Source organism: Streptomyces sp. NPDC127108, assembly GCF_042677545.1.
Taxonomy (GTDB): domain Bacteria; phylum Actinomycetota; class Actinomycetes; order Streptomycetales; family Streptomycetaceae; genus Streptomyces.
Genome location: NZ_JBHXTE010000009.1, coordinates 185,170 through 211,974, shown reverse-complemented (window position 1 = coordinate 211,974; position 26,805 = coordinate 185,170). Strand labels below are relative to the sequence as shown.

Sequence of the window (26,805 nt, the reverse complement as noted above, 5' to 3'; positions counted from 1 at the left end):
AGGGGAGACCCCACCCGAGGACTCTCCGGCGCCTTGCGATCGCACGCACCAGACGCCGCTCCTTGCTCCACGCCGACCCATCGGACAGGCCCTAGTGCAGGCAGAACTCATTGCCCTCCGGGTCGGTCATCACCACCCACTCGCTCCCGTGTTCCCGCACGTGCCGCAGCGCGGTCGCGCCGAGCTGCTCCAGGCGGACCTGCTCCTTCTCCCGGGTGCCGGGCGCGGCGTGCACGTCCACGTGCAGGCGGTTCTTGCCGGACTTCGCCTCCGGGACGCGCTGGAAGAGCAGCCGCCGCCCGAGGCCCGTGCCGGTGCCCTCGTCGTACGGATCGTCCGGATGCCGTACGCCGATGAGATCGCGGAAGCTGCGGCGCCCCCGGAAGACGACGGTCTCCTCCTCCGGCACGGCGCCGAAACCGAGCAGTCGCTCGATCAGGGCGCTGTTGTCCTCGACCTCGTACCCCAGCGTCTCGCCCCAGAAGGCGGCCTGGGCGTGCGGGTCCTGCGCGTCGATCACGAGTTTCCAGTGCAGGGTCATGCCTTCATGGTAACCACTTATACTGGTTAGGTGGTGGACGAGAAGCGAGAAAGCGAGAAGCGGGAAGACGGGCAGAGAGGAGGCGCGGAACGGGCGAGCGCGCAGACGGGTGCGGCGGTGCGGGCGCCGGGCGTGATCATGCGTCCGCCGGACGGGCAGGTCTACCGCTTCGACCCGGGGGTGCTCTGCCTGGAACTGCTCGCGACGGGCGGCCCCGGCGAGTTCGCGCGCTTCGAGACGCTGCGCGAGCCGTCGGACCTGACCGCGTGGGCGGCCGCGAGCCGCCTCGGGGGGTGCCCGGAACTGACCGTCACGGAGGCGGAGTTGGCGGCGGTCAGGGACCTGCGCGACGCGCTGTTCCTGTTCACGGCCGACCATGCCCACGGCCGCCCCTGGAACCCCCGCCACCTCGCGGCGCTCAACGCCGCCGCGGCCGAGCCCCCGCTCACCGCCCGCATTGAGCCGGACGGCACCCGCGCCTGGGCCCCCGGCGGCACCGGAACCCAGCTCCTCGCGACGGTCGCCCGCGACGCCGTCGACCTCTTCACCGGCCCGTACGCCCCGCGGGTACGCGAATGCGCCGCCCACGACTGCTTCCTGCTCTTCGTGGACACCTCACGCCCGGGGCGCCGCCGCTGGTGCGCGATGGAACGCTGCGGGAACAGGGCGAAGGCGCGCACGCACCGGGCGACGCGCGCCGCCACGACGGATCGGCGCGCCGCCGCGACGGACCCGGAGGAGCCCGGCGCCGCCGCGACGGACCCGGACAAGCCCTAGGGGAGCCCCGCCGCCGTCTCCTCCGCGGCGGCCCGCTCGTCGTACGCCGTCCGCGCCGCCGCGATCTCCCCCTGGTGCTCCTCCGTCCATGTCACCAGTGACCGGATCGTGTGGTGCAACGTGCCGCCGAGGGGCGTGAGTTCGTACTCGACGCGCGGCGGGACCACCGGATGCACCGTGCGGAGCACCAGGCCGTCGCGCTCCAGCTGCCGCAGGGTGACCGTCAGCATGCGCTGGCTGATGCCGTCGATCTCGCGCCGCAGCTCGGTGAAGCGCAGGCGGCGGCGGTCCAGGAGCGCGATGACGAGGAGCGACCACTTGTCGGCGACCCGGTCGAGGATCTGCCGCACCTGGCAGTCCTCGCGGGTGTCCCACTGGAAGGGGTCGGCGTCCCCGTAGTCCACGGGGGCGTCCACGGTGCCTTTGGAGTTACTCGGTGACTTCAAAGTGCCTTCTTCCATACCTGTCGATGCTGCCCCACGATTCCCTTGGTTACAAGAAGGAACCGGCCGTCGGTCGAGTAACCGACACCCCGGGACCAACCCCGGGTTCCGACCCCGAGACCAAGGAGTCCTCATGGGCGCCCGCGCCTGGGCACTGCTGCTCGTGCTCTGCGGAACGATCTTTCTGGAGGGCATCGACATCGCGATGGTCGCGATCGCGATCCCCTCGATCCGGTCCGACCTGGGCCTCTCCACCGGCATGGCGGCCTGGGTCGTCAGCGCCTACGTGCTCGGGTACGCGGGCTTCACCCTGCTCGGCGGCAGGGCGGCCGATCTCCTCGGCAGGCGGCGGATGTTCCTCTGCTGGCTCGGGATCTTCCTGCTCTTCTCGGGGCTCGGCGGCTTCGCGACCGAGGGCTGGATGCTGGTCGTCGCGCGCTTCGTCACCGGCGTGGCCGCGGCGTTCATGACGCCCGCCGCGATGTCGATCATCACCACCTCGTACGCGGAGGGCCCCGACCGGAACAAGGCGCTCCTGGTCTTCGCCGGGACCTCGGCCGGCGGCTTCTCGCTCGGCCTCGTCGTCGGCGGGCTGCTCACCGAATTCGGCTGGCAGTGGGTGTTCTTCACGCCCGTGTTCTTCGCGGCGGCGATCCTCGTCGCGGCGCTCCGGCTCATCCCGGCGGAGCCGCCCCGCGCCGACACCGGCCCCGCGCGCCGCTTCGACCTGCCGGGGGCCGCGGCGGCGGCCGGGGCCATGCTGCTGCTCGCCTTCGGCATCGTGCGGCTCGAACACGGCCTGGCGGACTGGCCGTCGACGGTCGCCGCGGCGGTCGCGGGGCTGCTGCTCATCGGGGTCTTCGCACGGATCGAGCGGCGCACGGCGGACCCGCTGGTGCGGCTCGGGATCTTCCGTACGGGGTCCGTGCTGCGGGCCGGACTCGGGGCGCTGCTCTACCTGGGGGCCTTCATGGGCTTCCAGTTCGTCCTGACGCTCTACCTCCAGGACCTGCGCGGCTGGTCGTCCTGGCAGACCGCCGTCGCGATGATCGTCCTCGGCTGCGACGTGATCCTCTCGCCGACGCTCACCCCGCGCCTGGTCCGGCGGTTCGGCAACGCGCGCGTGATCCTCGGCGGCTTCCTCATGGCCGCCGTGGGATACGGACTCTTCCTGCCGATCGGCGCGGACTGGCCGTACCTCGCGATGTTCCCGACCCTGCTGCTCGCGGGCACCGGCTTCGCGCTCACCCTCGGCCCGCAGATGATCGCGGCGACGGACGGGGTGGCCGAGCGGGAGCAGGGGCTCGCGAGCGGACTCCTCCAGACCGCCACGCAGTTCGGCGCGGCGATCGGCATCTCGGCCGTGACAGCCGTCTACGGCCTGGTCTCCGGGGGCTCGTACGCGGGCTCGCACGGGGGCGGGGGCGGGGACGCCGGGGCGGACCTCGCGGCGTTCCGCTGGGCGCTGGTCGTGCCGGTGGTCATGGCGGTCCTGGGCGCGGTCGTCGCGCTGGTCGGGGTGCGCCGGAGCCGGGGCGGAGGGCTCGGCGCCCGGACCGGCGCGGGGCCAAGTGCCGGGCGGGGCAAGGGCGGAGGCGTGGGCGGAGGCGTGGATGGAGGCGGGGTCGGAGGCGGGGGCCGCACGGTCGCGGGCAGCGCTCAGCCCGCCGCCCTGAGCGCCCCGGAGTCCGCACGGCGCGCCGTCAGGGAGGCGCGGTAGCCGCTCGGCGTGACCCCGCGGATCCGCTTGAAGGCGTCGCTGAATCCGAACCCGTCGGCGTACCCCACCCGCGCGGCCACCGCCGCCACCGTGGCGCCCGGCTCCGCGAGGAGGTCGGCGGCGAGGGCCATGCGCCACTCGGTGAGGTACGCCATCGGGGGCCGCCCCACCAGATCGGCGAAGTTCCGGGCGAACGCCGCGCGGGACACCTGGGCGCACCCGGCGAGGGACGCCACCGTCCAGGCCCGGCCCGGCTCGTCGTGCATGGCGCGCAGGGCCGGGCCCACCACGTCGTCGCCGAGCGCCCGGTACCAGGCGGGCGGGCTCGCCTCGGGCAGGTCGAACCACTCCCGCAGGGTGCAGGCGAGCAGCCAGTCGAGCATCCGGTCCATCACGTACTGGCGGCCCGGCCGGTCGGCGGCCACCTCCTCGGCGATCAGCTCGATGATCGTCAGGCACTCCTCGCCGCCCGGCACGACGAGCAGCGGCGGCAGCGCGGTGAGCAGCCGCCGCCCGCCGGCCCCGTCCCACTGGTAGGCGCCGGTGACCACCTCGGTCTCGGTGCTGTCGGCGGCGGCGACGCGGTACGACGCGGACGTGCTGACGGCGGCGGACCCGGCCGTGAGCGTTCGGGGGCCGCCGCCCCCGGTGACACCGGCTCCCGGTGTCACCCGGGCCGCGCCCCGGAACACCATCATCAGCGTCAGCGCGGTCGACTCCGGTGGCTCCGACTCCCACGGCCCGCGCAGGACCGTACGACTGAACCGTGCGCCGTCGGCGCGGATGCCACGCAGCAGATCCCCCAGAGCGTCCATGCGCTCCACCGTAAACGGAGTCCCGCGGCGGCGGGACGGACCGCCGGGCCCGACGGACGGGCTCCCGCGGTCGTGAGACGGACGCCTATGGGGCCAAGACGCACGCCCATGTCACCAGGCGCGGTACGGAGGTTGGCTTGGCGCATGACGACAACGACACCCGGCTCCGACCACCCCCGCTCCGACAGCACCGACCCCCTTCTCCTCGTCCTCGGCGCCACCGGCAAGACCGGCCGCCGCGTCGTGCCCCGGCTGCGCGCCGCGGGCCACACCGTGCGGGCCGCGTCCCGCTCCGGCGAGACCCGCTTCGACTGGCACGACCGGACCACCTGGGCCCCCGTCCTGTCCGGCGTGACCGGCCTCTACCTGATCGCGCCGGAGGACCCGGAGCCCGTCGTCGACTTCGTGGCGCAGGCCGCGGCGGCGGGCGTGCGCCGCTTCGTGGTCCTGTCCGGGCGCGGCGCCGACGTGTCCGGCGAGTCCTTCCTGCCGGGCATGGCGCGGGCCGAGCGCGCCGTCGCGGACGCGCGCGTCGACTGGACGGTGGTCCGGGCCAACAACTTCGCGCAGAACTTCTCCGAGGACTTCTTCCACGCGGCGGTCCTCTCGGGCCGCCTGGCCCTGCCGGTCGGCGAGACGGTGGAGCCGTTCGTCGACGTGGAGGACATCGCGGACGTCGTGGTCGCGCTGCTCACCGAGGACGGCCACACGCACCGCGTGTACGAGCTCTCGGGTCCGCGCGCGCTCACCTACGGCGCGGCCGTCGCGGAGATCGCGGAGGCGTCGGGCCGCCCGATGCGCTTCGAGGCCGTCACACCGGAGCAGTTCCGGGCGGAGCTGACCACGGACGGCGTGCCCGAGGCCGCCGCCCAGGAGCTCACCGACCTCTTCACGTTCGTCGCCGAGGGCCATCTCTCCTCGGTGGCGACCGGCGTACCGGACGTGCTCGGCCGTGAGCCGAAGGACTTCAGCGCGTACGTGAAGTCGGCTGCCGCAGCGGGGGCCTGGAGCTAGCGGGAGGCGGCCGAAGCGGTCGAGCCGGGCGCGTCGGTCGCGTCGGCCGGAGTGGTCGCGTCGGCCGGAGCGGTCGCGGTGGTCGCGCCGACCTGGGCGGCCAGCGCGGCCGCCCGCACCGCGTTCCGGCGCGCGGTGCGCAGCCCGTCGAAGGTCAGCAGGACGAGCGCCAGCCACACCAGCGCGAACCCGGCCCACCGCTCGGGCGGCATCGCCTCGTGGAAGTACAGGATGCCGAGCAGGAACTGGAAGACGGGCGCGAGGTACTGGAGCAGCCCGAGCGTGGACAGCGGCACCCGGATCGCGGCGGCGCCGAAGCAGACCAGCGGCGCGGCCGTCACCACACCCGTGGCGGCGAGCAGCGCGGCGTGCCCGAAGCCCTCGGTGGCGAACGTGGCGTCGCCCTGGGAGCCGAGCCACAGCACGAAGGCGAGCGCGGGCAGGAACTGCACGGCGGTCTCGGCGGCGAGCGACTCCAGGCCGCCGAGGTTGACCTTCTTCTTGACCAGGCCGTACGTGGCGAAGGAGAAGGCGAGGCAGAGGGAGATCCATGGCGGGCGGCCGTAGCCGAAGCCGAGGACCAGGACGGCGGCGAGGCCGACGCCGACGGCCGTCCACTGCACGGGGCGCAGCCGCTCGCCGAGCAGCAGGACGCCGATCGCGATGGTGACCAGGGGGTTGATGAAGTAGCCGAGGGAGGCCTCGACGACGTGGCCGGAGTTCACGGCCCAGATGTAGACGCCCCAGTTGAGGGTGATCACGGCCGCGGCCACCGTCACCAGGCCCAGCTTGCGCGGCTGGCGCAGCAGTTCACCGGCCCAGGCCCAGCGGCGGACGACGAGGAGCGCGACGCCGACCACGATCAGGGACCACGCCATGCGGTGGGCCAGGATCTCGCCGGCGCCCGCGGGCTTGAGCAGCGGCCAGAACAGGGGCACGAGGCCCCACATGCCGTACGCGGCGAAGCCGTTGAGCAGGCCTATTCGTGCCTCGGCCTTCGCCTGCGCTGGGGTCACGGCTCCTCCTTCGTGCGGGGCAGCCGCTCGCTGCCGAGCACGAAGGTAGCGCCCCCGGGGTGCGGCTGTCATGCCCGTATCGCCATACGGTCATGACAGGCCGTCTCCCAAGGTGATTCAGCCCTTGAGCGCTGCCGTGATCGCCTCACCCATCGGCGTCGTCGGCCGCCCGATCAGCCGGGCCAGATCACCGCTGCCCCCGACCAGCAGACCGCGCCCGATCGCCGCGTCCACGTCCACGAGGATCGCGGCGATCGGCTCCGGCATCCCGGCGCCGGTCAGCACGGCGAGGTGCTCGGCGGGGGAGACCTCTTTGTACGTGACGGGCTTGCCGGAGTGCGCGGCGACCTCGGCGGCGTACTCGGGGAAGCTCCACGCCGTGTCCCCGCTCAGCTCGTACGCGACGCCCTCGTGGCCCTCGCCGGTCAGCACCGCGACGGCCGCCGCGGCGTAGTCGGCGCGGGCGGCCGAGGCGACCCGGCCCGTGCCCGCGCTGCCGACGACGGCGTCGTGGGCGAGGACCGGGGCCAGGTGCTCCGTGTAGTTCTCGTGGTACCAGCCGTTGCGCAGGAAGGTGTACGGCAGGCCCGAGTCGAGGATCGCCTGCTCGGTGACCTTGTGCTCGGCGGCCAGGTCGAAGTCGGCGTCGGGTCCGCCGAGCACGCCCGTGTACACCAGGTGCGCGACGCCCGCGGCCCGCGCCGCGTCGATCACGGCCCGGTGCTGCGGCACCCGCTGCCCGACCTCACTGCCGGAGATCAGCAGCACCTTGTCGCCCGCGGCGAAGGCCCCGGCGAGCGTCTCGGGCGCGCTGTAGTCGGCGACGCGCAGTTCCACGCCGCGCGCGGCCAGGTCCGCGGCCTTCTCCTTGTTCCGTACGACGGCCGCTATCCGCCCGGCGGGCACGCCCGCGTCCAGCAGGCCCGCGACGACGAGGCGGCCGAGGTGGCCGGTGGCTCCGGTGACGACGATGCTCATGAGTGAAATCTCCTGTTTGCGCAGTAAGCCCTGCTCAGGCCCGTTGTGATCGGTATGACACTCACCCTAGCTCCGGCACTAACTATCCGTAAGTACCCACTTTGAAGTAAGGTACTGGTATGGCCGTAAGTGCAAACTGGACCTTCGACGCCGAGCGGATGTGCCCCCACCGCCTCGTCCTGGAGCACGTCACCAGCCGCTGGGGCGTCCTCGTCCTGATCACCCTCGCCGAGCGCTCGTACCGCTTCAGCGAGCTGCGCCGCGCGATCGGCGCCCTGGGCAGCCGGACCGTCAGCGAGAAGATGCTGTCCCAGACCCTCCAGACCCTGGAGCGCGACGGCCTGGTGCACCGCGACGCCAAGCCGGTCATCCCGCCCCGCGTCGACTACTCCCTGACGGAGCTAGGACATGAGGCGTCCGCGCAGGTCAGGGCGCTCGCCGACTGGACGGACCGGCGCATGGCGGACGTGGAGAAGGCGCGCGCGGCCTACGACGAGGCCCACGCCTGAGACGCCTGAGACAGGGCGAGGCCCACGTGTGAGACGGGACGGGGCCCACACCCGGGCGCGACGAGGCCCGGCCCTGACGGATCAGGACCGGGCCTCGTGAGTCGTGCCGCGGGGGCGTCGGCTCAGCCGACGACCGTCCACGTGTCGCCACCGGCGAGCAGCGCCGCGAGGTCGCCCTTGCCGCGCTGCTCGATGGCCGCGTCGAGCTGGTCGGCCATCAGCGTGTCGTACACCGGCCGGTCCACGCTGCGGAAGACGCCGATGGGCGTGTGGTGCAGCGTGTCGGGGTCGGCGAGGCGGGACAGCGCGAAGGCCGTGGTCGGGGACGCGGCGTGCGCGTCATGGACCAGGATCTGCGACTGGTTCTCCTCCGTCACCGCGACGACCTTCAGATCGCCGGTGGCCGGATCGCGGACCACGCCCTTGGAGTTGTCGGTGCCGAAGAGGATCGGCGCGCCGTGCTCCAGGCGGATCACGGCCTCCTCGGCCTGCTGCTTGTCCTTCAGGACCTCGAAGGCGCCGTCGTTGAAGATGTTGCAGTTCTGGTAGATCTCCACAAGGGCCGTGCCCGGGTGGTCGGCGGCCTGCCGGAGGACCTCGGTGAGGTGCTTGCGGTCGGAGTCCACCGTCCGCGCCACGAACGACGCCTCCGCGCCGATCGCGAGCGACACCGGGTTGAAGGGCGCGTCGAGGGAGCCCATCGGCGTCGACTTGGTGATCTTGCCGACCTCGGAGGTCGGGGAGTACTGCCCCTTGGTGAGGCCGTAGATCCGGTTGTTGAACAGCAGGATCTTCAGGTTCACATTGCGGCGCAGGGCGTGGATGAGGTGGTTGCCGCCGATGGACAGCGCGTCGCCGTCGCCGGTGACGACCCAGACCGACAGGTCGCGCCTGCTGGAGGCGAGGCCCGTCGCGATGGCCGGGGCGCGGCCGTGGATGGAGTGCATCCCGTACGTGTTCATGTAGTACGGGAAGCGGGACGAACAACCGATGCCGGAGACGAAGACGATGTTCTCCTTGGCCAGGCCGAGCTCGGGCATGAAGCCCTGCACGGCGGCCAGGACCGCGTAGTCACCGCAGCCGGGGCACCAGCGCACTTCCTGGTCGGACTTGAAGTCCTTCATGGACTGCTTGCCCTCGGCCTTGGGCACGAGCTTCAGAAGCGTCTCGGAACCTGTGGGCCCCTCGAGCGTGGTGTCAGCCATCGATGGCCTCCTTGAGAGCCGTGGCGAGCTGCTCGGCCTTGAACGGCATGCCGTTGACCTGGTTGTACGAGACCGCGTCCACCAGATACCGGGCACGGATCAGGGTGGCGAGCTGGCCGAGGTTCATCTCGGGGATCACCACCTTGTCGTAACGCTTCAGGACCTCGCCCAGGTTCCTCGGGAACGGGTTGAGGTGGCGCAGATGCGCCTGTGCGACGCTCTGTCCGGCGGCGCGCAGTCGGCGTACCGCCGCCGTGATCGGCCCGTACGTCGAGCCCCAGCCGAGGACGAGCAGCCGGGCGTCACCGCTCGCGTCGTCGACCTCCAGGTCGGGCACCTCGATGCCGTCGACCTTGGCCTGCCTGGTGCGGACCATGAAGTCGTGGTTGGCCGGGTCGTAGGAGATGTTGCCCGTGCCGTCCTGCTTCTCGATGCCGCCGATGCGGTGCTCCAGGCCCGGCGTGCCCGGGATCGCCCACGGCCGGGCGAGGGTCTGGGGGTCCCTCTTGTACGGCCAGAAAACGTCGGTGCCGTCGGCCAGCGTGTGGTTGGGGCCGGAGGCGAACTGCGTGCGCAGGTCGGGCAGTTCGTCGGTCTCCGGGATCCGCCACGGCTCGGAGCCGTTGGCCAGATAGCCGTCGGAGAGCAGGAAGACCGGCGTGCGGTACGTGACCGCGATCCGGGCCGCCTCCAGGGCCGCGTCGAAGCAGTCCGCCGGGGTGCGCGGCGCGACGATCGGCACCGGGGCCTCGCCGTTGCGGCCGTACATCGCCTGCAGCAGGTCCGCCTGCTCGGTCTTGGTCGGCAGGCCCGTGGAGGGGCCGCCGCGCTGGATGTCGACGATCAGGAGCGGCAGCTCCAGGGACACCGCGAGGCCGATGGTCTCCGACTTCAGCGCCACACCGGGACCGGAGGTGGTGGTGACGGCGAGCGAGCCGCCGAAGGCCGCGCCGAGCGCCGCGCCGATGCCCGCGATCTCGTCCTCGGCCTGGAAGGTCCGCACGCCGAAGTTCTTGTGCTTGCTCAGCTCGTGCAGGATGTCCGAGGCCGGCGTGATCGGGTACGAGCCCAGGTACAGCGGCAGGTCCGCCTGGCGCGCGGCCGCGATCAGGCCGTACGACAGGGCCAGGTTCCCGGAGATGTTGCGGTACGTGCCCATGGGGAACGCCTTGGCCGCGGGCGCCACCTCGTAGCTGACCGCGAAGTCCTCGGTCGTCTCGCCGAAGTTCCAGCCCGCGCGGAACGCGGCGATGTTCGCGGCCGCGATCTCCGGCTTCTTGGCGAACTTGGACTTGAGGAACCTCTCGGTGCCCTCGGTCGGCCGGTGGTACATCCACGAGAGCAGGCCGAGCGCGAACATGTTCTTGCTGCGCCCGGCGTCCTTCCGGGACAGGTCGAACTCCTTCAGCGCCTCGACCGTCAGCGTGGTCAGCGGCACCGGGTGCACCTGGAAGCCGTCCAGCGAGCCGTCCTCCAGCGGCGAGGTCTCGTACCCCACCTTCTGCATGGCCCGCTTCGTGAACTCGTCCGTGTTCACGATCACCTCGGCGCCGCGCGGCACGTCGCCGATGTTCGCCTTCAGCGCCGCCGGGTTCATCGCGACCAGCACGTTCGGCGCGTCGCCCGGGGTGAGGATGTCGTGGTCCGCGAAGTGCAGCTGGAACGACGACACACCGGGCAGCGTCCCGGCGGGGGCGCGGATCTCGGCGGGGAAGTTCGGCAGCGTCGACAGGTCGTTGCCGAAGGACGCCGTCTCGGAGGTGAACCGGTCACCCGTGAGCTGCATGCCGTCACCGGAGTCACCCGCGAACCGAATGATCACCCGGTCGAGGCGGCGCACGTCCTTCTCGCCCGCAGCGGCCTTGCGCTGCTCTCCCACGACGGCTTCGTCGGCCTGCTCGGCCGGGCTACTGACCTGGCTGGTCACTGAACTGGACCTCCCTCGAGGCGGCTGTGCGGGAGCGGCAGGCCGCCCTGCCCTCCCATCGCCCACCCTACGTCTGTAAGGGTCACCTTCTTAGGGCCGCTCGCATGGTGGACGCACCTTTGAGACGGCTGGATGCCCTGATTTGCCATGATGTGACTCGCCCCCCGGCCTTTCATGAAGACGCTCTCCGCTCATCCTTTGGTTCTAGGACCGGCTGTGCGGTGGTGCGGTGGTGCGGTGTCGCTGTGCGGGACCTTTGTCCCGGTGGCGGGACGAAGGTCCCGCCGGTTCAGGAGCTGGGACCAGACGCTGGGATCAAGAGCCGGTTCAGGAGCCGGTTCAGGAGTTGAGGTAGGTCAGCACCGCGAGTACCCGCCGATGGTCCCCGTCACTGGGCGAGAGCCCGAGCTTCAGGAAAATGTTGCTCACGTGCTTCTCCACCGCCCCGTCGCTCACGACGAGCTGGCGCGCGATGGCCGAGTTGGTCCGCCCCTCCGCCATCAGTCCGAGGACCTCCCGCTCGCGCGGGGTGAGGCCCGCGAGGACGTCCTGCTTGCGGCTGCGCCCGAGCAACTGCGCCACGACCTCGGGGTCGAGCGCGGTGCCGCCCTGGGCGACGCGCACGACCGCGTCCACGAACTCCCGGACCTCGGCGACCCGGTCCTTGAGCAGATAGCCCACGCCCCGGCTGGACCCGGCGAGCAGCTCCGTCGCGTACTGCTCCTCCACGTACTGCGAGAGCACGAGCACGCCGAGCCCCGGATGGCGCTGGCGCAGCAGCACCGCCGCGCGCACCCCTTCGTCGGTGTGCGTCGGCGGCATCCGCACGTCCGCGACCACGACGTCCGGCAGCGTGCCCTGCGCCGAGAGCTCCGTGATCGTCTTGATCAGCGCCTCCGCGTCACCGACCCCCGCGACGACGTCGTGCCCACGGTCGGTCAACAACCGGGTCAGGCCCTCCCTGAGCAGCACTGAATCCTCGGCGATGACCACCTGCACCTTGTCCTCCACGATGTTCTGGACCCCCACAGCCTGTCCCCGCCCCATTGACAGGCTCCAGCATCCCAGCATTCGGACGAGGCTGCGTCGGGCTGAGGTGAAGAGTGTCGTACGACTCCGAGAAGGGGTCCGCCGTGCAGGAGGCGCCTACGGCACCTTTCAGCCCAGGGTGGCGAGATATCAGCCCGTCCGGCGTTTGAGGACGAGGCGCGGAGCGCCGATCGGGGGCGGCCCGTCCCACCCGAAGGGAACGACCGCCCCCGGGGTCCAGGGGCAGAGCCCCGGGATCGGAGAAGGGGTGGGACTGGGGCGCCCCCCGCGAGACCTCGGCCCCGCCGACCGGCTCAGCCCCGCCAGGGCAGCTCAGCCGTGACCAAGGTGGGCCCGCCCACGGGCGACTCGACCACCAGAATCCCGTCCACCGCGTCGAGCCGCTCGGCGAGCCCCGCAAGCCCGGACCCGGCCGAGACATCGGCCCCACCCCGCCCGTCGTCACCGACCTGCAGCATCAGCCGGTCCTCGACCTTCCACACGTCCACGGAGGCCCGCCCCGCCCCACTGTGCTTGCTGATGTTCTGCAGCAGCTCGGACACGGTGAAGTAGGCGATCCCCTCGATGGCGGCGGCGGGCCGCGCGGCCAGGTCCACCTCGACCTCCACCGGCACGGTGCACCGCGCCGCCAGCGCGGACAGGGCGGCGTCGAGCCCCCGGTCGGTGAGGACGGCCGGGTGGATGCCCCGGGCCAGGTCCCGCAGCTCCTGCAGGGCGACCTTCACCTCGCCGTGCGCCTCGTCCACCATGCGCGCCGCCGCCTCGGGGTCCTCGGCCAGCTTCTCCTTGGCGAGGCCGAGGTCCATGGCGAGGGCGACGAGCCGCGCCTGCGCGCCGTCGTGCAGGTCCCGCTCGATGCGCCGCAGGTCGGCCGCGGCGGTGTCCACGACGACCCCCCGGTCCGACTCCAGCTCGACGACACGTGACACCAGACGCGAGGGTCCGAGGAGGCCGAAGACGAGCAGCCGGTCGACGGTGGTCAGGGCGCGGACGATCCAGGGCGTGGCCAGCGTGACAAGGAGGCCCGTACCGGCGGTGAGGCCGATTTCAAAGGGGTTGTCCAGGTATATCCGGTGCCCGTCGTCGCCGCCGTAGAGCTGGATCCCGTCCTGCCCGCCGTAGAGCGGGAACAGCCAGAACCACAGCGGATACGTGAGCATCGCCCAGCCGTACGTCCAGACGAGCGCCGTCACCACGAACGAGAAGAGCGCCCACGGCATGTGGATCAGCGCGTACAGGACGTGCCGCCAGGAGACGCCGCTCTTGAGGACGGCCCCCATCCACGCCATGACGCCCCGGTCCTTGGGCTTCAGCGGGTGCGGGTCCTTGACGTCCACGTCGAGCAGCGTCCGGGCCCGGACCCGCTCCAGGGCACCGAACCCGCGGCAGGCCATGAGCCCCAGGGCGAGGATCGGGATGCCGATGAACGTGACCAGCAGTCCCACGCCGACCGACAGCATCGTCACCGCGAAGACGAAGCCGATGATGCTGATCGGGAACGAGAGGAGCACGTACAGGAGCTCACGCCAGGTGCGCCCCTCCAACGGCGCGCGCAGGGCGACCGGCAGGCGGTGCAGTCGGCCCTCACCGCGCCCGCCGCCCCCGTGGCTGCCGTGGCCGCGGTGGTCCTCGACGTCGGCTTCCATGACGTATCCGTACCCCTGTCCGTAATCCGTGGCCATCGGTGTCATCCGTTTCTGCTCGGCCCCGCGCGGGTTCTTGCGAGCTCCCGCGTGGGCTTCCCCTTGTCGTACCCCCAGAGTGCGCCCCGGCGCCCGGTGGCGACCATGGAGTCGGTCGGCGTCTTGAACGGGGGGTTTTCCCTACCCCGCGGGGGTGCGCAGGACCCGGAGGGCCCTCAGCCGTCGTTCCGGTCGCGCCACGGCAGCTCCGCCGTGATGGTCGTCGGTCCGCCCGTGGGCGAGTTGATGATGAACAGGCCGTCCACCGCGCCGAGCCGGTCCGCGAGGCCCGCCATGCCCGTGCCGCCGTCCAGGTTCGCGCCGCCGCGGCCGTCGTCCCACACCTGTATCAGCAGGCGCTGGTCGGAGCGCCACACCTCCACGCTCGCCGTCCGCGCCCCGCTGTGCTTGCTCACGTTCTGCAGGAGTTCGGAGACGGTGAAGTACGCGATGCCCTCGATCGCGGCCGCCGGACGTGTCGGCAGGTCGGCCGTCACCTTCACCGGCACCGTGCACCGGGAGGCGACCGACGAGAGGGCCGCGTCGAGACCGCGGTCGGTGAGGACGGCCGGGTGGATGCCGCGGGCCAGGTCCCGCAGCTCCTGGAGGGCCAGCTTCACCTCGCCGTGCGCCTCGCCGACCATCGCCGCCGCCGCTTCCGGGTCCTCGAGGAGCTTCTCCTTGGCGAGGCCGAGCCCCATCGCGAGCGCCACGAGCCGCGCCTGCGCGCCGTCGTGCAGATCGCGCTCGATGCGCCGCAGGTCGGCCGCGGCGGTGTCCACGACGACCCCCCGGTCCGACTCCAGTTCGGCGATGCGCCGCTCCAGTTCGTCGGAGCGCGAGAGCAGGCCCCGCACCATCGCCCGGTCGGCGTTGGCGAGCAGCCGCGCGATGAACGGGAGGATCGGCCACAGCACGAACACCCCGACGGACATCGCGGTGAACGTCACCACGGCCCACGGCAGCCGGATGAAGCAGTACAGCATCGTCCGCCAGCCCACCGGGTCCTTGAGCGTGGACCAGAGCCAGTTGAGGAAGCTGCCGCCGCGCCGTGACGGCGACGGCATCGGGCTCGGCTCCTCGATCCGCACGCCGAGCAGCAGCCGCGCCCGCCAGCGCTCCGCCTTGCCGAGGAGCCGCGCGCCGAACAGCGCGAACGCGAGCAGCGGCAGGCCGATCACCGTCACCGAAAGCACGCCGCCGACGCCCAGCGCCGTGACCACGTACACAAAACCGGCGATCCCGATCGGGAGGTTCGCCAGGAGATGCGCGATCTCCTTCCAGGTGTGCACGTCATAGGCGAAACGGGCAGGCGGCGGGCCCTGTGGTGGCGCTTCCGAGGGCGTGGTGCTTGCGGTCATACCGCAAAGGGTGCCCGGCTCGCCGCGCTCGCGCCATGAGGGGGACCGCCGGATCGCACTGTGGTTAACCCCACCCCGTCCATGCTTGGCCGTGACGGTCTGCTTACCTCCCCTTTAGCAGGCCCTAGACTCCCGTGCGTACAGATCGTCGAACAGACGTGACGGCAAGCTGCTTCGTGGACCCGGTGTGACGGCGAATTCGGCGAGACACGGGTGAGACGTGAGCGGTACACGCGTGAGTTTCGGGAGTGAGGGGCTGAGGTGCCAGTGACGACGCACCGCACGGACGTCGCGGCGAGCTACTTCGAGTCGTACTCCGTCGTCGGGCTGCTCGCCGTCGTGGGCGTGCTGTTCGTCGCCGTGGCCTTCGGCGCGGGCCGGCTCCTGCGGCCGGTCGTACCGACCCCGGAGAAACTGCTCACCTACGAATGCGGCGTCGACCCGGTCGGCGACGGCTGGGCCCACACCCAGGTCCGCTACTACGTCTACGCGTTCCTCTACGTCATCTTCGCCGTCGACTCGATCTTCCTCTTCCCGTGGGCGACGGTCTTCGCCGCGCCCGGATACGGCGCCGCGACCCTCGTCGAGATGTTCATCTTCCTCGGCTTCCTGGCCGTGGGCCTGCTGTACGCATACAAGAAGGGCGTCCTCACATGGACGTGAACCAGGAGCCCGCGGCGGAGCCCGTGCTCCTCCCGGAGCCGAAGCGGCTTGGCGTCCTGTCCCGCCTCGCCCCCGAGCCGATGAAGGTGGTCCTCAACTGGGGCCGCCGCTACAGCCTGTGGGTCTTCAACTTCGGCCTCGCCTGCTGCGCCATCGAGTTCATCGCGGCGTCCATGGCCCGGCACGACTTCATCCGCCTCGGCGTGATCCCGTTCGCGCCGGGCCCGCGCCAGGCCGACCTGATGGTCGTCTCCGGCACGGTCACCGACAAGATGGCGCCCGCGGTGAAGCGTCTGTACGAGCAGATGCCCGAGCCCAAGTACGTCATCTCCTTCGGCGCCTGCTCCAACTGCGGCGGCCCGTACTGGGACTCGTACTCCGTCACCAAGGGCGTCGACCAGATCATCCCCGTCGACGTGTACGTCCCCGGGTGCCCGCCGCGCCCGGAGGCGCTGCTCCAGGGCATCCTCAAGCTCCAGGAGAAGATCGCCCGCGAGTCGCTCGGCGAGCGCTACGGCGCGAACGGGGCGCGGCCGTCCACGGCGGCACTCCAGAGCGGCCTGGTCGCACCGCCCGTGCCGGGCGCCGCGCCGGTGACGGGGGAGGACGCCGGATGACCGGCTGGCTGCCCGCTCCCGTCGAGGAGCTGTTCGGCGCGGAGGCGAGCGCCGAGGAGTCGTACGAGGTCCTGACGGTGGACGTGCCCGTGGCCTCCTGGCTCGACGCCCTGCGCACCGCCCGCGACGAGCTCGGCTGCACCTACTTCGACTGGCTCAGCGCCGTCGACGAACCGGGCACAGGGTTCCGCGTGTCCGCCCACGTCGTGGCCCTCGCCCCGGTGCGGCGGTTGCTCGTCCGCACGACCGTGCCGCACGAGGCGCCCGTCCTGCCGACCGCCGTCGACGTCTACGCGGGTGCGGCCTGGCACGAGCGCGAGACCCACGAGATGTTCGGCGTCGGCTTCGACGGCCACCCCCACCTCGTACCGCTGCTGCTGCCCGAGGGCTTCGAGGGCCATCCGCTGCGCAAGGACTTCGTGCTCGCGGCGCGGGTCGCGAAGGCCTGGCCCGGGGCGAAGGAGCCGGGGGAATCCGAGCACGGCGGTCCCAAGCGTCGGCAGATGCTGCCGCCGGGCGTGCCCGACCCCAACGAGTGGGGTCCGCTGAAGGGGCAGCTTCCGGCCGCTCCCGCACGGCCCGCGCGCGGGGCGGGGCGGGCCGCGGGTGCGGCGGGGCGAGCCGCGGGCGAACGCCCGGCCCGGCGCACGCGGACCGCGGGCGAGGGGTCCGCCAGCCAGGCGGAGGCGGCTCCGGCTCCGGCACGGCGGGCACGCAGTGTGTCGCAGGGGTCGGCTTCGCAGCGGGGAGAGGGGGCGGAGGGGGCGGCTCCGGCAGCGGAGGCTGCGGCTCCGGCGGCTCCGGTGACCCCGGCTGGCCCGGCGACTCCGGCCGACTCGGCCACTCCCGCCGAATCGGCGGCTCCGGCTGGTCCGGCTGGTCCGGCGGTCCCGGCCACGGAAGCCGCGGAGCCCCCGAAGGCGAAGGACGAGGCCCCCTGGCACAACGCCCGCCCGGCCTTCGACGAGACCAAACCGGAGGCCGCGAAGGCGAAACCGGAGGCTCCGGAAGCGCCGGAGGCCGCCGAAGCACCGGAAGCGCCGGAGGCCGCGAAGGCGAAACCGGAAGCCCCGGAAGCGCCGAAGGCCGCGGAAGCACCGGAGGCCCCGAAGGCTCCGGAGACCGCCGAGGCCCCCGCCGAGCCCGACGCCCCGGCTGAGGCCACCGCCCCGGCCGAGCCCCCCGCCCCCACCGAGCCCGACGACCCTGACAACCGCCCAGGAGGCCCGCAGTGAACGACGCCCTCGACGTCACGCTGCGGCTCCTCGTCGTCTTCGTCGTCTTCCTGACGTTCCCTCTGATCATCGGCCAGACCGAACACAAGGTCATGGCCCACATGCAGGGCCGCCTCGGCCCCATGTACGCGGGCGGCTTCCACGGCTGGGCGCAACTCGTCGCCGACGGCGTCAAGTTCGCCCAGAAGGAAGACGTCGTCCCGGCCGACGCCGACCGCCGGGTCTTCCAGCTCGCCCCGGCCGTGGCCCTGCTGCCGTATCTGCTCGTGCTGCTCGCCATCCCGATCGGCCCCGGCGAGGGCGCCGTCGGGCAGGTCATCGACGCGGGCGTCTTCTTCGTGCTCGCCGTCATGGGCGTCGGCGTCCTCGGCTCCCTGATGGCGGGCTGGGCGTCGGCCAACAAGTTCTCCCTCCTCGGCGGCCTGCGCACCGCGGCCCAGCTCCTCGCGTACGAGCTGCCGATGCTGCTCGCCGCCGCGTCCGTGGCGATGGCCGCGGGCACGGTCTCGCTGCCCGGCATCGTGGACGCCTTCGAGTGGTGGTGGCTGCCCTGGCAGATCGTCGGCGCGATCGTCTTCTTCGTCGCCGGGCTCGCCGAACTCCAGCGCCCGCCCTTCGACATGCCGGTGGCCGACTCCGAGATCATCTTCGGCGCGTACACCGAGTACACGGGCCTGCGCTTCGCCCTCTTCCTGCTCGCCGAGTACGCCGGGATCGTCGTCCTGTGCGGCCTGACCACCGTCCTGTTCCTGGGCGGCTGGCACGGCCCGTGGGGCGCCGACGGGCTCGGCTGGGTGTGGACGCTCCTGAAGACGGCAGTCCTCGCGTTCGTCGTGATCTGGCTGCGCGTCACCTACCCCCGGCTCCGTGAGGACCAGCTCCAGAAGCTCGCCTGGGTCCTCCTCGTCCCGCTCGCCCTCGCGCAGATCGCGCTCACCGGAATCGTGAAGGTGGCGATCAACTAGTGCCCCCGATCCCAGGAAGCGGCCTGGCCAAGGGCCTCGCCGTCACCCTCCGCACGATGACGAAGAAGACCGTCACCGAGCAGTACCCCGAAGTGCAGCCCGAACTGCCGCCCCGCACCCGGGGCGTCATCGGCCTGTTCGAGGAGAACTGCACGGTCTGCATGCTGTGCGCCCGCGAGTGCCCGGACTGGTGCATCTACATCGACTCGCACAAGGAGACGGTCCCGGCGGCGGCCCCCGGCGGCCGCGAGCGCAGCCGCAACGTCCTCGACCGCTTCGCCATCGACTTCTCCCTGTGCATGTACTGCGGCATCTGCATCGAGGTCTGCCCCTTCGACGCGCTGTTCTGGTCCCCGGAGTTCGAGTACGCCGAGACCGACATCCACGAACTCACCCACGAGCGCGACAAGCTCCGCGAGTGGATGTGGACCGTCCCCGCCCCGCCCGCGCTCGACCCGGCCGCCGAGGAGCCGAAGGAACTCGCCGCCGCCCGCAAGGCCGCCGAGAAGCTGGCCGCCGAGACCGAGAAGGCGGCCGCCGAGACCGAGCCGGAGGGGGACGCGTGAACCTCCACATCGCCGCCGACGCCCCCCAGGGCTTCCTCTCCCCGACCGGCGTCGAGATCGCCTTCGTGCTCGTCGGTCTCGTCACCCTGGGCGCCGCGGTCATCACCGTCACCACCCGCCAGCTCGTGCACGCCGCGCTCTGGCTGGTCGTCGCGCTCGGCGGCCTCGCCGTCGAGTACCTGCTCCTGACCGCCGAGTTCATCGCCTGGGTCCAGGTCCTCATCTACGTCGGCTCCGTCGTCGTCCTCCTCCTCTTCGGCCTGATGCTCACCAAGGCGCCCATCGGCCGCTCCCCGGACGCCGACTCGGGCAACCGGCCCGTCGCGCTCGCCGTGGCCCTCGCCGCCGCCGGCGCCCTGGTCTGGGTCGTCGTGGACGCCTTCCGCACCCAGTGGATCGAGCTCGACACGCCCCAGGGCACCACCGACGTGACCGGCTCGATCCTGTTCCGGCACTGGGTCCTGCCCTTCGAGGCGCTCTCGGTCCTGCTCCTCGCCGCCCTCGTCGGCGCGATCGTGCTGTCCCGCAAGTCCAAGGACGAGCCGGACGACAACGGCCGCCGGACCCGAAACGGCCCCAAGGACCCGAAGGGCCAGAAGGACCCGAGGGGCCAGAAGAACCCGAAGGACCAGAAGGACCAGAAGGAGAGGACCCGCTGATGCACCTCGCCTACCCCGCCGTCCTCGCCGTCCTCCTCTTCTGCGTCGGCCTGTACGGCGTCCTCGCCCGCCGCAACGCGATCCTCGTCCTGATGTCCGTCGAGCTGATGCTCAACGCCGTCAACCTCAACCTGGTCGCCTTCGACGTCTGGCTCCGCGACACCCTGCACTCCGGCCAGGCCCTGACCCTGTTCACCATCGCCATCGCCGCCGCCGAGATCGGCATCGGCCTCGCGATCGTCCTCGCCGTCTACCGCAACCGCGGCACCTCAGCCGTCGACGACCTCCGCGACACCGCCGAACGCCCCGGCGACGACGGCGACGACGGTGCCGACCCGGAGGGCGCCGCCGCCGAGGAACCCGACGAGCCCGCCCCCGGGGCGTCGCAGAAGGCTGAGGCCACCGCGTGACCACGACCACCCTCGCCGTCCTCGTCCCCCTCCTGCCGTTCCTCGGCGCCGTCGCCGGTCTGCTGCTCGGCCGCACGGTCCCCGGCCTCGTCCGCCCGCTCGCGGTGCTGCCCGCCCTGACATCGCTCGGGCTCGCCGCCGTCGTGGCCGTGCGCCAGGGCGGCGACTCGGCCGTGGACGCGGCCACCCAGCTCACCCCCACCGGCTCGGTCCCCATCGACCTCGCCCTGCACGTCGACGGCTTCGCGGCCCTGGTCGCCGTCCTCGTCGGCGTCGTCGCCTCCTGCGTGCAGATCTACTCGACGGCCTACCTGCGCGACGACCCCCGCTACCCCTCGTACGCCGCCCTCGTCTCCCTCTTCACCTCCGCGATGCTGCTCGTCGTCTACTCCGGCGACCTGATGGTCCTCCTGGTCGGCTGGGAGATCATGGGCATCTGCTCGTACTTCCTCGTCGGCCACTACTGGGAGACGCCCGAGGCGCGCTCCGCCTCCCTGAAGGCCTTCCTGGTCACCAAGCTCGGCGACGTCCCCTTCCTGATCGGCCTGTTCGCCCTCGCCGTGGAAGCCGGGTCCTTCCGCATCACGACGATCCTCACCACCGTCGCGAACGGCGGGCTCGACCACCCGACGCTGATCGCCCTGCTCCTCCTCGCGGGCGTCGCGGGCAAGTCCGCGCAGTTCCCGCTGCACACCTGGCTGCCCGACGCGATGGCGGGCCCGACCCCCGTCTCCGCGCTCATCCACGCCGCGACGATGGTCGCCGCCGGTGTCTACTTCATCGCCCGGCTCCTCCCGGTCTTCGCCGCCTCGGCCGCGGCCCTGGTCGTCCTCGCCGTCATGGCCGCCGTGACCATGGCGGGCTCGGGCCTCGCCGCGCTCGCCCAGGACGACATCAAGCGCGTCCTCGCGTACTCGACGATCGGCCAGCTCGGCTACATGACCGGCGCCCTCGCCGTCGGCGACCGCGGTGCCGCCGTCTTCCACCTCCTGTCGCACGGCGCCTTCAAGGCGCTCCTGTTCCTCGCCGCGGGCGTGATCATCCACGCCGCGGGCACCAACTCGCTCGCCGCGATGTCCCGCATGAAGGACCTGCGCGACCGCGTCCCCGACGCCTACTGGACGATGACCGTGGCGCTCCTCGCGCTCGCCGCGATCCCGCCCTTCAGCGGCTTCTTCTCCAAGGAGGCCGTCCTCGGCGCCGCCGAGCACACGGCCACCGGCCACGCCGAGTCCGCCCCCGCCGCGGCGGGCTGGATCGTCCTCGTCGCAGGACTGGTCGCCGCCCTCCTGACCGCCGCGTACGCGACCCGCCTGTGGCTGCTCGCCTTCCACGGCAGGGGAGCCGAGGCCCCCGACCACGGTCGGCAGCCCGTGGCCATGACCGCCGTACTGTGGGTCCTCGCCGTCCCCTCGCTCGCCTTCGGCGTGACCGTCGGCGTCCTCCCGGACTGGTTCGACGGCCACAAGCTCGCCCCGACGCTCACCACCTCCGTCCTCGGCACGGGCGTCGCCCTCGTCGGCGCCCTGGTCACGTACGGTGCGTGGCGGCACACCACCGCGATCGCCGCCCGCGTCCCGATCGGCGCGGTCGCCGCCCACCCCGACGCCGACGCGGGCCAGGTCGAGGCCGAAGCCATCGCCACGCACACCCCGGCGTACGGCGATGTCGCGAGCGCCCCCGACCCGGCGGACCCCGGCCGTCTCCTGCTCGGCCCGCTGCACCGCCACGCCGCCGCGGGTTTCCACCTCGACGCCCTCTACGCGGCCCTGTTCGTCCGCCCCGTCCAGGCCGGCGCCCGTCTCGTCCGCTTCCTCGACCGCGAGGTCGTCGACACGTACGTACGCGGCGCGGGCACCGCACCCCGCTGGCTCGGCGCGGCCGTCCGCCGCGCGCAGACCGGCAACGTGCAGACCTATCTGAGCGCGCTGCTCGCGGGCACCGTCGTCCTGGCGGTCGCCGCCGTCCTCGTCGCCACCGCCGGAGCGTGAGCAGCCGTGATCGGTATCAGTGAGTCAGTGATGCAGTTCCTTCTCGCGTTGATCGTCGTCGGCCCGCTCGTCGGTGCCGTGGCCGCTCTCCTCCCGGCCCCGCCCGGGCTGAAGGGGAAGTCCCCGGACCAGGCCGTGCTGCGCCACGGCGTGACCGTGACCGGCGTGATCCTGCTCGCCGCGATCGTCCTCGCGCTCGGCTTCGACCACGACCATCCGTCGAAGATGCAGGCCACGACGGACATCAGCTGGATCCCCGCACTCGACGTGCGCATCCATCTCGGCATCGACGGCATCTCCCTCCCCCTTCTGGTCCTGACCGCGCTCCTGACCTTCCTCTGCGCGCTGTACAGCTACTTCAAAATGCCTGCTGGGCCGTCCCCCAAGGCATTCGTGGCACTGATCCTCGTCCTGGAGTCCGGCACCCTCGCGACCTTCGCCGTCCTCGATCTGCTGCTGTTCTTCCTGGCGTTCGAGATGGTCCTCATCCCGATGTACTTCCTCATCGCGCGCTGGGGCGGCGCCCAACGGACGCAGGCCGCCTGGAAGTTCATCCTCTACACGCTGCTCGGCTCCGTCGTCATGCTGCTCGGCCTGCTCCTCATCGGGCTTAGGGCGGGCACATTCGACATGGTGGCACTCGCCACTGACAACGACCGGCAGCTGAGTACGTCCGTGCAGGTCATCGCCGTTCTGGCGATCGGGATCGGGCTCGCGGTCAAGACGCCGATGTGGCCGCTGCACAGCTGGCTCCCCGACGCCCACACCGCCGCGCCCACCGTCGGCTCGGTCCTGCTGGCCGGCGTCCTGCTGAAGATGGGTACGTACGGGTTCGTCCGGATCCTGCTGCCGATCGCGCCCGACGGGATGGAGACGTTCGCGCCCTATCTCGCCGCGTTCGCCGTCGTCGGGATCATCTACGGATCGCTGGCCTGCCTGGCCCTGGCGCGGCCCGGCGCGAAGGGCGACCTCAAGCGCCTCATCGCGTACTCCTCCGTCGGCCACATGGGCTTCGTGCTCCTCGGCATCTCGACCATGACGCCGACCGGCGTGAACGGCGCGCTCTTCGCCAACATCGCCCATGGCCTCATCACCGGCCTGCTGTTCTTCCTGGTCGGCGCCCTCAAGGACCGCACGGGCACCAGCGACCTCGACACCCTGGCCAAGGAGTCCGGCGCCGCCCTGTACGGCAAGGCGCCGCGCCTCGGCGGCCTGCTCGCCTTCGGCGCCGTCGCCTCGCTCGGCCTTCCGGGACTCGCCGGGTTCTGGGGCGAGATGCTCGCCCTGTTCGGCGCGTTCGACCCCGCCGACGACCTCAGCCGCCCCGCGTTCCTCACGTTCATGGCGATCGCCGCGTTCGGCACCCTGCTCACGGCCGCGTACATGCTCATCGTCGTACGCCGCGTCTGCATGGGCCCGACGGCCGAAACCCAGGAGACACCGCGGCTCGCCGACGTCCAGGGCTACGAGTTCGCCGCCTGGACCCCGCTCGTCGCCCTCACCGTCCTCGCCGGCCTCTGGCCCGCGGCCCTCCTCGGCCTCACCGACCCGGCCGTCCAGCAGCTCCTCGCAGGAGGCAAGTCGTGATCGCCGCCGAATCCACCGCGAGCCTCATCCAGTCCGTCGACTGGGTGGCCGTCGCGCCGCCCACGATCGTGGCGGTCGTCGGCCTCGCGGTCCTCGTCGCCGACCTGTTCCTGAGCGAGCGCAACAAGCATCTGCTCGGCTGGGTCTCCCTCGCGGGCCTGGTCGCCGCGGGCCTGTTCCTGCTGCCCCTCACCGACTCGCACCGCGCCGCCCGCTCGACGTTCTGCCTCAGCGGCCCCCGGGCCACCGCGTGCAGCTACACGGTCGACGAGTTCACCCTCGTCATCCAACTTCTCGTCATCGGCGGCGCGCTGCTCACCGCCCTGCTCTCGATGACCGCCCTCAAGGACGCGCGGAACGCCGACAAGGAACTCCCCGAAGGGGAGTACTGGTTCCTGCTGCTGTCCTCGGCCGCGGGCGCCGCGCTGCTGCCCGCCTCCCGCGACCTCGCGACGCTCGTCGTCGCCCTGGAGGTCGCCTCCCTGCCCGCCTTCGCGCTGGTGGGCCTCAAGCGCGGCGACAAGCGGTCCTCCGAGGCGGCCCTGAAGTTCTTCCTCTCCTCGGTGACCGCGACCGCCGTGACCCTCCTGGGCGTCAGCTTCGTGTACGCCGCGACGGGCACCATGCACCTCACCGAGGTCGGCGAGAAGCTCGGCAACGTCGACGGACAGCTGGACACGCTCGCGCAGACCGGCGTAGTCCTGACCCTCGTCGGCTTCGCCTTCAAGGTGGCCGCGGTGCCCTTCCACTTCTGGGTACCCGACACCTACGTAGGCGCGCCGTTGCCCGTCGCCGCGTACCTCTCGGTCGTCGGCAAGGCCGTCGGCTTCACCGGCCTGATCCTCGTCACGGTCGTCGCCTTCCCGGAGTACGCCGACGTCTGGGGCCCCGCGCTCGCCGCGCTCGCGGCCCTCACCATGACCATCGGCAACGTCGCCGCCCTGCGCCAGCAGTCCACGCGCGCGTACAGCGCGGTCCGGCTGCTCGCCTGGTCCTCGGTCGGCCAGGCGGGCTACCTCCTGGTGCCGATCGCGGCAGCCGGGTACGCCGACCGCCACACCGACGTCCTGGAGACCACCGGCGCCACCGTCGCGTACGCCCTGATGTACGCCGCCGTGAACCTGGGAGCGTTCGCCGTCGCCGCCCTGGTCGGCCGCGCCCAGAAGCTGAACCGCGTCAGCGACTACCGGGGCCTGTACGCCAAGAGCCCCCTGTCGGCCCTGGTCCTCGCCTTCTTCCTGCTCTGCCTCGCCGGTCTGCCGCCGGGCATCATCGGCCTCTTCGCCAAGGTCACCGTGTTCTCCACGGCGGTCGACGCGGGCCTGGGCTGGCTGGCCGTCGTCATGGCGGCCAACGTGGTGATCGCGCTCTACTACTACCTCCAGTGGACGGCGCTGCTGTTCCGCGCCCCCGAGGGCGAGCCCGCCAAGCACCACGTCCCGGCCCCCCTCACCGCGGCCATCGCCGTCACCGCCGTCCTCGGCGTCGCCCTCTCCGGGGCACCCCAGCTCGTCCTCCAGTTCGCGGAACACGGCGTGCGCTGAGCCGGAAGGCCCCGTCACCCGCGCGGCCCACACCGCTCCTGAGCGCACAAGGGAACTAGCACCCTCCGCCTGGCGTTGACCAGTAAGGGAGGGTCCACTGAACAGTGGAAGCACCAGCAAACAGAGGGTTCCCCCGCGCACCACCAGGAGGGCGTACCGTGCACCGCCGGACCAACGGGCTCAAGACCGCCGTACTCCTCGGGGGACTGTCCGCGCTCATCATCGCCATCGGCAGTTTCTTCGGGCGTACGGGCCTGATCGTCGCGCTCTTCGTGGCGGTCGGCACGAACGCGTACGCGTACTGGAACAGCGACAAGCTGGCCCTGCGCGCGATGCGGGCACGCCCGGTGAGCGAGTTCGAGGCCCCCGAGCTGTACCGCATGGTGCGCGAGCTCTCCACGCAGGCCCGCCAGCCCATGCCCCGTCTCTACATCTCACCGACCGAGGCGCCGAACGCCTTCGCGACCGGCCGCAACCCGCGCAACGCCGCCGTCTGCTGCACGGACGGCATCCTGCGCATCCTCACCCCGCGCGAGCTGCGCGGCGTCATCGGCCACGAACTGAGCCATGTCTACAACCGCGACATCCTGATCTCCTCGGTCGCCGGGGCACTCGCCTCCGTCATCATGTTTCTCGTCAACTTCGCCTGGCTGATTCCGATCGGGCGCTCCAACGACAACGACGGCCCCGGCATCTTCGGCATGTTGCTGATCATGCTCCTCGGCCCGCTCGCCGCGTCCATCATCCAGCTCGCCATCAGCCGTTCCAGGGAGTACGAGGCCGACGCGTCCGGTGCGCAACTCACCGGCGACCCACTGGCTCTGGCCAGCGCCCTGCGCAAACTCGACGCCGGTACGAAGCAGTTGCCGCTTCCGCCGGAGCCCCGGCTCGAAACGGCGAGCCATATGATGATTGCCAATCCGTTCCGGCCCGGCCAGGGCATGTCGAAGCTGTTCTCCACCCACCCGCCGATGGCGGAGCGCATCGCCCGGCTCGAGCAGATGGCAGGTCGTCAGCAGTGAAGACAGTTCTGAACGTCATCTGGCTCATCCTGTGCGGCCTGTGGATGTGCCTGTTCTACCTGTTCGCGGGTGTACTGCTGTGCATCACGATCATCGGCATCCCGTTCGGCCTCGCGTCGTTCCGTATCGGCCTGTTCGCGCTGTGGCCCTTCGGGCGCAAGGCGGTCGAGCGCGCGGACGCGGGCGCGCCCTCGCTGATCGGGAACATCCTGTGGCTGGTCCTCGCGGGCTGGTGGCTCGCCCTCGGCCACATCTTCACCGGCCTGCTGCTCTGCGTCACGATCATCGGCATCCCGCTGGGCCTCGCCAACTTCAAGATGATCCCCATCTCGTTGCTGCCGCTCGGCCGCGAAATCGTGCCCACGGACGAGCCGTTCACGGCCGGCCCGATGGGGTCTCCCGCCTCCGGAGGACCGTCCCCGTACGGCACTCCGGGCGGCCCCGCGTAACCGCGCCCCACTCGCCGCATCCCGCTCTCCCGCACGCCCCTGCGCCACCGTTGTGTCCT

The 26,805-nt window shown here is 71.8% G+C and carries 26 protein-coding genes; 16 read left to right on the top strand and 10 right to left on the bottom strand.

The window, feature by feature from the left end; translation table 11 throughout:
- Window positions 1-91: 91 nt before the first annotated feature.
- Window positions 92-541, bottom strand: coding sequence for a VOC family protein (locus ACFVHO_RS10400; RefSeq protein WP_385712115.1), 450 nt, complete (start codon window positions 539-541; stop codon window positions 92-94).
- A 138-nt stretch (window positions 542-679) separates the two neighbouring features.
- Between ACFVHO_RS10400 and ACFVHO_RS10395 the strand changes: the two genes are divergently transcribed.
- Window positions 680-1,318, top strand: coding sequence for a CGNR zinc finger domain-containing protein (locus tag ACFVHO_RS10395; RefSeq protein WP_385712130.1), 639 nt, complete (start codon window positions 680-682; stop codon window positions 1,316-1,318).
- Here the strand turns inward: ACFVHO_RS10395 and ACFVHO_RS10390 are convergent.
- Window positions 1,315-1,779 (bottom strand): winged helix-turn-helix transcriptional regulator, encoded by a 465-nt coding sequence (locus ACFVHO_RS10390; RefSeq protein ID WP_385712114.1) that lies wholly within the window; start codon window positions 1,777-1,779, stop codon window positions 1,315-1,317. The two genes, ACFVHO_RS10395 and ACFVHO_RS10390, sit on opposite strands and share 4 nt — an antisense overlap.
- A 115-nt stretch (window positions 1,780-1,894) precedes the next feature.
- On the opposite strand from ACFVHO_RS10390, the gene ACFVHO_RS10385 reads away from it, so the two are divergent.
- Entirely contained in the window at window positions 1,895-3,481 is a 1,587-nt protein-coding gene (locus ACFVHO_RS10385; protein ID WP_385712112.1) for an MFS transporter, read from the top strand.
- On the opposite strand, the gene ACFVHO_RS10380 is transcribed toward ACFVHO_RS10385, so the two are convergent.
- Complete coding sequence (locus ACFVHO_RS10380) at window positions 3,421-4,296, bottom strand: AraC family transcriptional regulator (RefSeq protein ID WP_385712110.1); 876 nt, start codon at window positions 4,294-4,296, stop codon at window positions 3,421-3,423. The genes ACFVHO_RS10385 and ACFVHO_RS10380 overlap by 61 nt on opposite strands.
- Before the next feature lie 144 nt (window positions 4,297-4,440).
- Here ACFVHO_RS10380 and ACFVHO_RS10375 point away from each other — a divergent pair, with 144 nt between their 5' ends.
- A complete protein-coding gene (locus tag ACFVHO_RS10375) occupies window positions 4,441-5,310 on the top strand; it encodes an NAD(P)H-binding protein (RefSeq protein ID WP_385712109.1) in 870 nt (289 codons plus the stop codon).
- Here the strand turns inward: ACFVHO_RS10375 and rarD are convergent.
- Complete coding sequence (rarD, locus tag ACFVHO_RS10370) at window positions 5,307-6,326, bottom strand: EamA family transporter RarD (protein ID WP_385712107.1); 1,020 nt, start codon at window positions 6,324-6,326, stop codon at window positions 5,307-5,309. The genes ACFVHO_RS10375 and rarD overlap by 4 nt on opposite strands.
- Window positions 6,327-6,443: 117 nt before the next feature.
- A complete protein-coding gene (locus ACFVHO_RS10365; protein ID WP_385712105.1) occupies window positions 6,444-7,304 on the bottom strand; it encodes an SDR family oxidoreductase in 861 nt (286 codons plus the stop codon).
- Window positions 7,305-7,423: 119 nt separating this feature from the next.
- Here ACFVHO_RS10365 and ACFVHO_RS10360 point away from each other — a divergent pair, with 119 nt between their 5' ends.
- Window positions 7,424-7,813 (top strand): winged helix-turn-helix transcriptional regulator, encoded by a 390-nt coding sequence (locus ACFVHO_RS10360; protein ID WP_385712104.1) that lies wholly within the window; start codon window positions 7,424-7,426, stop codon window positions 7,811-7,813.
- A 122-nt stretch (window positions 7,814-7,935) separates the two neighbouring features.
- Here ACFVHO_RS10360 and ACFVHO_RS10355 read toward each other — a convergent pair whose 3' ends face one another.
- The 5 genes from ACFVHO_RS10355 to ACFVHO_RS10335 form a co-directional block, all read right to left on the bottom strand.
- Window positions 7,936-9,018 carry a 2-oxoacid:ferredoxin oxidoreductase subunit beta gene (locus ACFVHO_RS10355; RefSeq protein WP_385712102.1) on the bottom strand — a complete coding sequence of 361 codons (1,083 nt, stop codon included), beginning with the start codon at window positions 9,016-9,018 and terminating at the stop codon, window positions 7,936-7,938.
- On the bottom strand, window positions 9,011-10,945 hold the full coding sequence (locus tag ACFVHO_RS10350; protein ID WP_385712100.1) for a 2-oxoacid:acceptor oxidoreductase subunit alpha: 1,935 nt from the start codon (window positions 10,943-10,945) through the stop codon (window positions 9,011-9,013). The genes ACFVHO_RS10355 and ACFVHO_RS10350 overlap by 8 nt, the downstream gene beginning before the upstream one ends.
- A 339-nt stretch (window positions 10,946-11,284) precedes the next feature.
- On the bottom strand, window positions 11,285-11,944 hold the full coding sequence (locus ACFVHO_RS10345; RefSeq protein ID WP_385712128.1) for a LuxR C-terminal-related transcriptional regulator: 660 nt from the start codon (window positions 11,942-11,944) through the stop codon (window positions 11,285-11,287).
- A gap of 344 nt (window positions 11,945-12,288) precedes the next feature.
- On the bottom strand, window positions 12,289-13,677 hold the full coding sequence (locus tag ACFVHO_RS10340) for a sensor histidine kinase (protein ID WP_385712098.1): 1,389 nt from the start codon (window positions 13,675-13,677) through the stop codon (window positions 12,289-12,291).
- Window positions 13,678-13,853: 176 nt separating this feature from the next.
- The gene (locus ACFVHO_RS10335) at window positions 13,854-15,038 is read right to left on the bottom strand and encodes a sensor histidine kinase (RefSeq protein ID WP_385712096.1); all 1,185 of its coding nucleotides are present in this window, start codon (window positions 15,036-15,038) and stop codon (window positions 13,854-13,856) included.
- A 261-nt stretch (window positions 15,039-15,299) separates the two neighbouring features.
- On the opposite strand from ACFVHO_RS10335, the gene ACFVHO_RS10330 reads away from it, so the two are divergent.
- From ACFVHO_RS10330 to ACFVHO_RS10275, 12 genes are all read left to right on the top strand, one after another.
- The gene (locus ACFVHO_RS10330) at window positions 15,300-15,701 is read left to right on the top strand and encodes an NADH-quinone oxidoreductase subunit A (RefSeq protein WP_030359076.1); all 402 of its coding nucleotides are present in this window, start codon (window positions 15,300-15,302) and stop codon (window positions 15,699-15,701) included.
- A complete protein-coding gene (locus tag ACFVHO_RS10325) occupies window positions 15,692-16,318 on the top strand; it encodes an NADH-quinone oxidoreductase subunit B (protein WP_385712094.1) in 627 nt (208 codons plus the stop codon). The genes ACFVHO_RS10330 and ACFVHO_RS10325 overlap by 10 nt, the downstream gene beginning before the upstream one ends.
- The gene (locus ACFVHO_RS10320; RefSeq protein WP_385712093.1) at window positions 16,315-17,553 is read left to right on the top strand and encodes an NADH-quinone oxidoreductase subunit C; all 1,239 of its coding nucleotides are present in this window, start codon (window positions 16,315-16,317) and stop codon (window positions 17,551-17,553) included. Before ACFVHO_RS10325 ends, ACFVHO_RS10320 begins: the two co-directional genes overlap by 4 nt.
- Window positions 17,550-18,518, top strand: coding sequence for a complex I subunit 1 family protein (locus tag ACFVHO_RS10315; RefSeq protein ID WP_289947073.1), 969 nt, complete (start codon window positions 17,550-17,552; stop codon window positions 18,516-18,518). Before ACFVHO_RS10320 ends, ACFVHO_RS10315 begins: the two co-directional genes overlap by 4 nt.
- On the top strand, window positions 18,518-19,084 hold the full coding sequence (locus ACFVHO_RS10310; protein WP_385712091.1) for a NuoI/complex I 23 kDa subunit family protein: 567 nt from the start codon (window positions 18,518-18,520) through the stop codon (window positions 19,082-19,084). The genes ACFVHO_RS10315 and ACFVHO_RS10310 overlap by 1 nt, the downstream gene beginning before the upstream one ends.
- Complete coding sequence (locus ACFVHO_RS10305) at window positions 19,081-19,743, top strand: NADH-quinone oxidoreductase subunit J (protein ID WP_385712089.1); 663 nt, start codon at window positions 19,081-19,083, stop codon at window positions 19,741-19,743. The genes ACFVHO_RS10310 and ACFVHO_RS10305 overlap by 4 nt, the downstream gene beginning before the upstream one ends.
- Complete coding sequence (gene nuoK / locus ACFVHO_RS10300; protein WP_385712088.1) at window positions 19,743-20,153, top strand: NADH-quinone oxidoreductase subunit NuoK; 411 nt, start codon at window positions 19,743-19,745, stop codon at window positions 20,151-20,153. Before ACFVHO_RS10305 ends, nuoK begins: the two co-directional genes overlap by 1 nt.
- Window positions 20,150-22,144 carry an NADH-quinone oxidoreductase subunit L gene (locus tag ACFVHO_RS10295; RefSeq protein ID WP_385712086.1) on the top strand — a complete coding sequence of 665 codons (1,995 nt, stop codon included), beginning with the start codon at window positions 20,150-20,152 and terminating at the stop codon, window positions 22,142-22,144. The genes nuoK and ACFVHO_RS10295 overlap by 4 nt, the downstream gene beginning before the upstream one ends.
- A 6-nt stretch (window positions 22,145-22,150) precedes the next feature.
- On the top strand, window positions 22,151-23,731 hold the full coding sequence (locus ACFVHO_RS10290) for an NADH-quinone oxidoreductase subunit M (RefSeq protein WP_385712084.1): 1,581 nt from the start codon (window positions 22,151-22,153) through the stop codon (window positions 23,729-23,731).
- The gene (locus ACFVHO_RS10285) at window positions 23,728-25,275 is read left to right on the top strand and encodes an NADH-quinone oxidoreductase subunit N (RefSeq protein WP_385712082.1); all 1,548 of its coding nucleotides are present in this window, start codon (window positions 23,728-23,730) and stop codon (window positions 25,273-25,275) included. The genes ACFVHO_RS10290 and ACFVHO_RS10285 overlap by 4 nt, the downstream gene beginning before the upstream one ends.
- Window positions 25,276-25,433: 158 nt before the next feature.
- Window positions 25,434-26,297, top strand: a complete 864-nt coding sequence (gene htpX, locus ACFVHO_RS10280; protein ID WP_385712080.1) for a zinc metalloprotease HtpX — start codon at window positions 25,434-25,436, stop codon at window positions 26,295-26,297.
- Window positions 26,294-26,746 carry a YccF domain-containing protein gene (locus tag ACFVHO_RS10275; RefSeq protein WP_385712079.1) on the top strand — a complete coding sequence of 151 codons (453 nt, stop codon included), beginning with the start codon at window positions 26,294-26,296 and terminating at the stop codon, window positions 26,744-26,746. The genes htpX and ACFVHO_RS10275 overlap by 4 nt, the downstream gene beginning before the upstream one ends.
- Window positions 26,747-26,805: the final 59 nt, after the last annotated feature.

Coding starts and splice junctions, on each gene's coding strand:
- ACFVHO_RS10400 (WP_385712115.1), bottom strand. CDS start 541: ATGACCCTGCACTGGAAACTCGTGATCGACGCGCAGGACCCGCACGCC.
- ACFVHO_RS10325 (WP_385712094.1), top strand. CDS start 15,692: ATGGACGTGAACCAGGAGCCCGCGGCGGAGCCCGTGCTCCTCCCGGAG.
- ACFVHO_RS10335 (WP_385712096.1), bottom strand. CDS start 15,038: ATGACCGCAAGCACCACGCCCTCGGAAGCGCCACCACAGGGCCCGCCG.
- ACFVHO_RS10360 (WP_385712104.1), top strand. CDS start 7,424: ATGGCCGTAAGTGCAAACTGGACCTTCGACGCCGAGCGGATGTGCCCC.
- nuoK (WP_385712088.1), top strand. CDS start 19,743: ATGCACCTCGCCTACCCCGCCGTCCTCGCCGTCCTCCTCTTCTGCGTC.
- ACFVHO_RS10380 (WP_385712110.1), bottom strand. CDS start 4,296: ATGGACGCTCTGGGGGATCTGCTGCGTGGCATCCGCGCCGACGGCGCA.
- ACFVHO_RS10375 (WP_385712109.1), top strand. CDS start 4,441: ATGACGACAACGACACCCGGCTCCGACCACCCCCGCTCCGACAGCACC.
- ACFVHO_RS10385 (WP_385712112.1), top strand. CDS start 1,895: ATGGGCGCCCGCGCCTGGGCACTGCTGCTCGTGCTCTGCGGAACGATC.
- ACFVHO_RS10390 (WP_385712114.1), bottom strand. CDS start 1,779: ATGGAAGAAGGCACTTTGAAGTCACCGAGTAACTCCAAAGGCACCGTG.
- ACFVHO_RS10320 (WP_385712093.1), top strand. CDS start 16,315: ATGACCGGCTGGCTGCCCGCTCCCGTCGAGGAGCTGTTCGGCGCGGAG.
- ACFVHO_RS10355 (WP_385712102.1), bottom strand. CDS start 9,018: ATGGCTGACACCACGCTCGAGGGGCCCACAGGTTCCGAGACGCTTCTG.
- ACFVHO_RS10365 (WP_385712105.1), bottom strand. CDS start 7,304: ATGAGCATCGTCGTCACCGGAGCCACCGGCCACCTCGGCCGCCTCGTC.
- ACFVHO_RS10340 (WP_385712098.1), bottom strand. CDS start 13,677: ATGGCCACGGATTACGGACAGGGGTACGGATACGTCATGGAAGCCGAC.
- ACFVHO_RS10395 (WP_385712130.1), top strand. CDS start 680: ATGCGTCCGCCGGACGGGCAGGTCTACCGCTTCGACCCGGGGGTGCTC.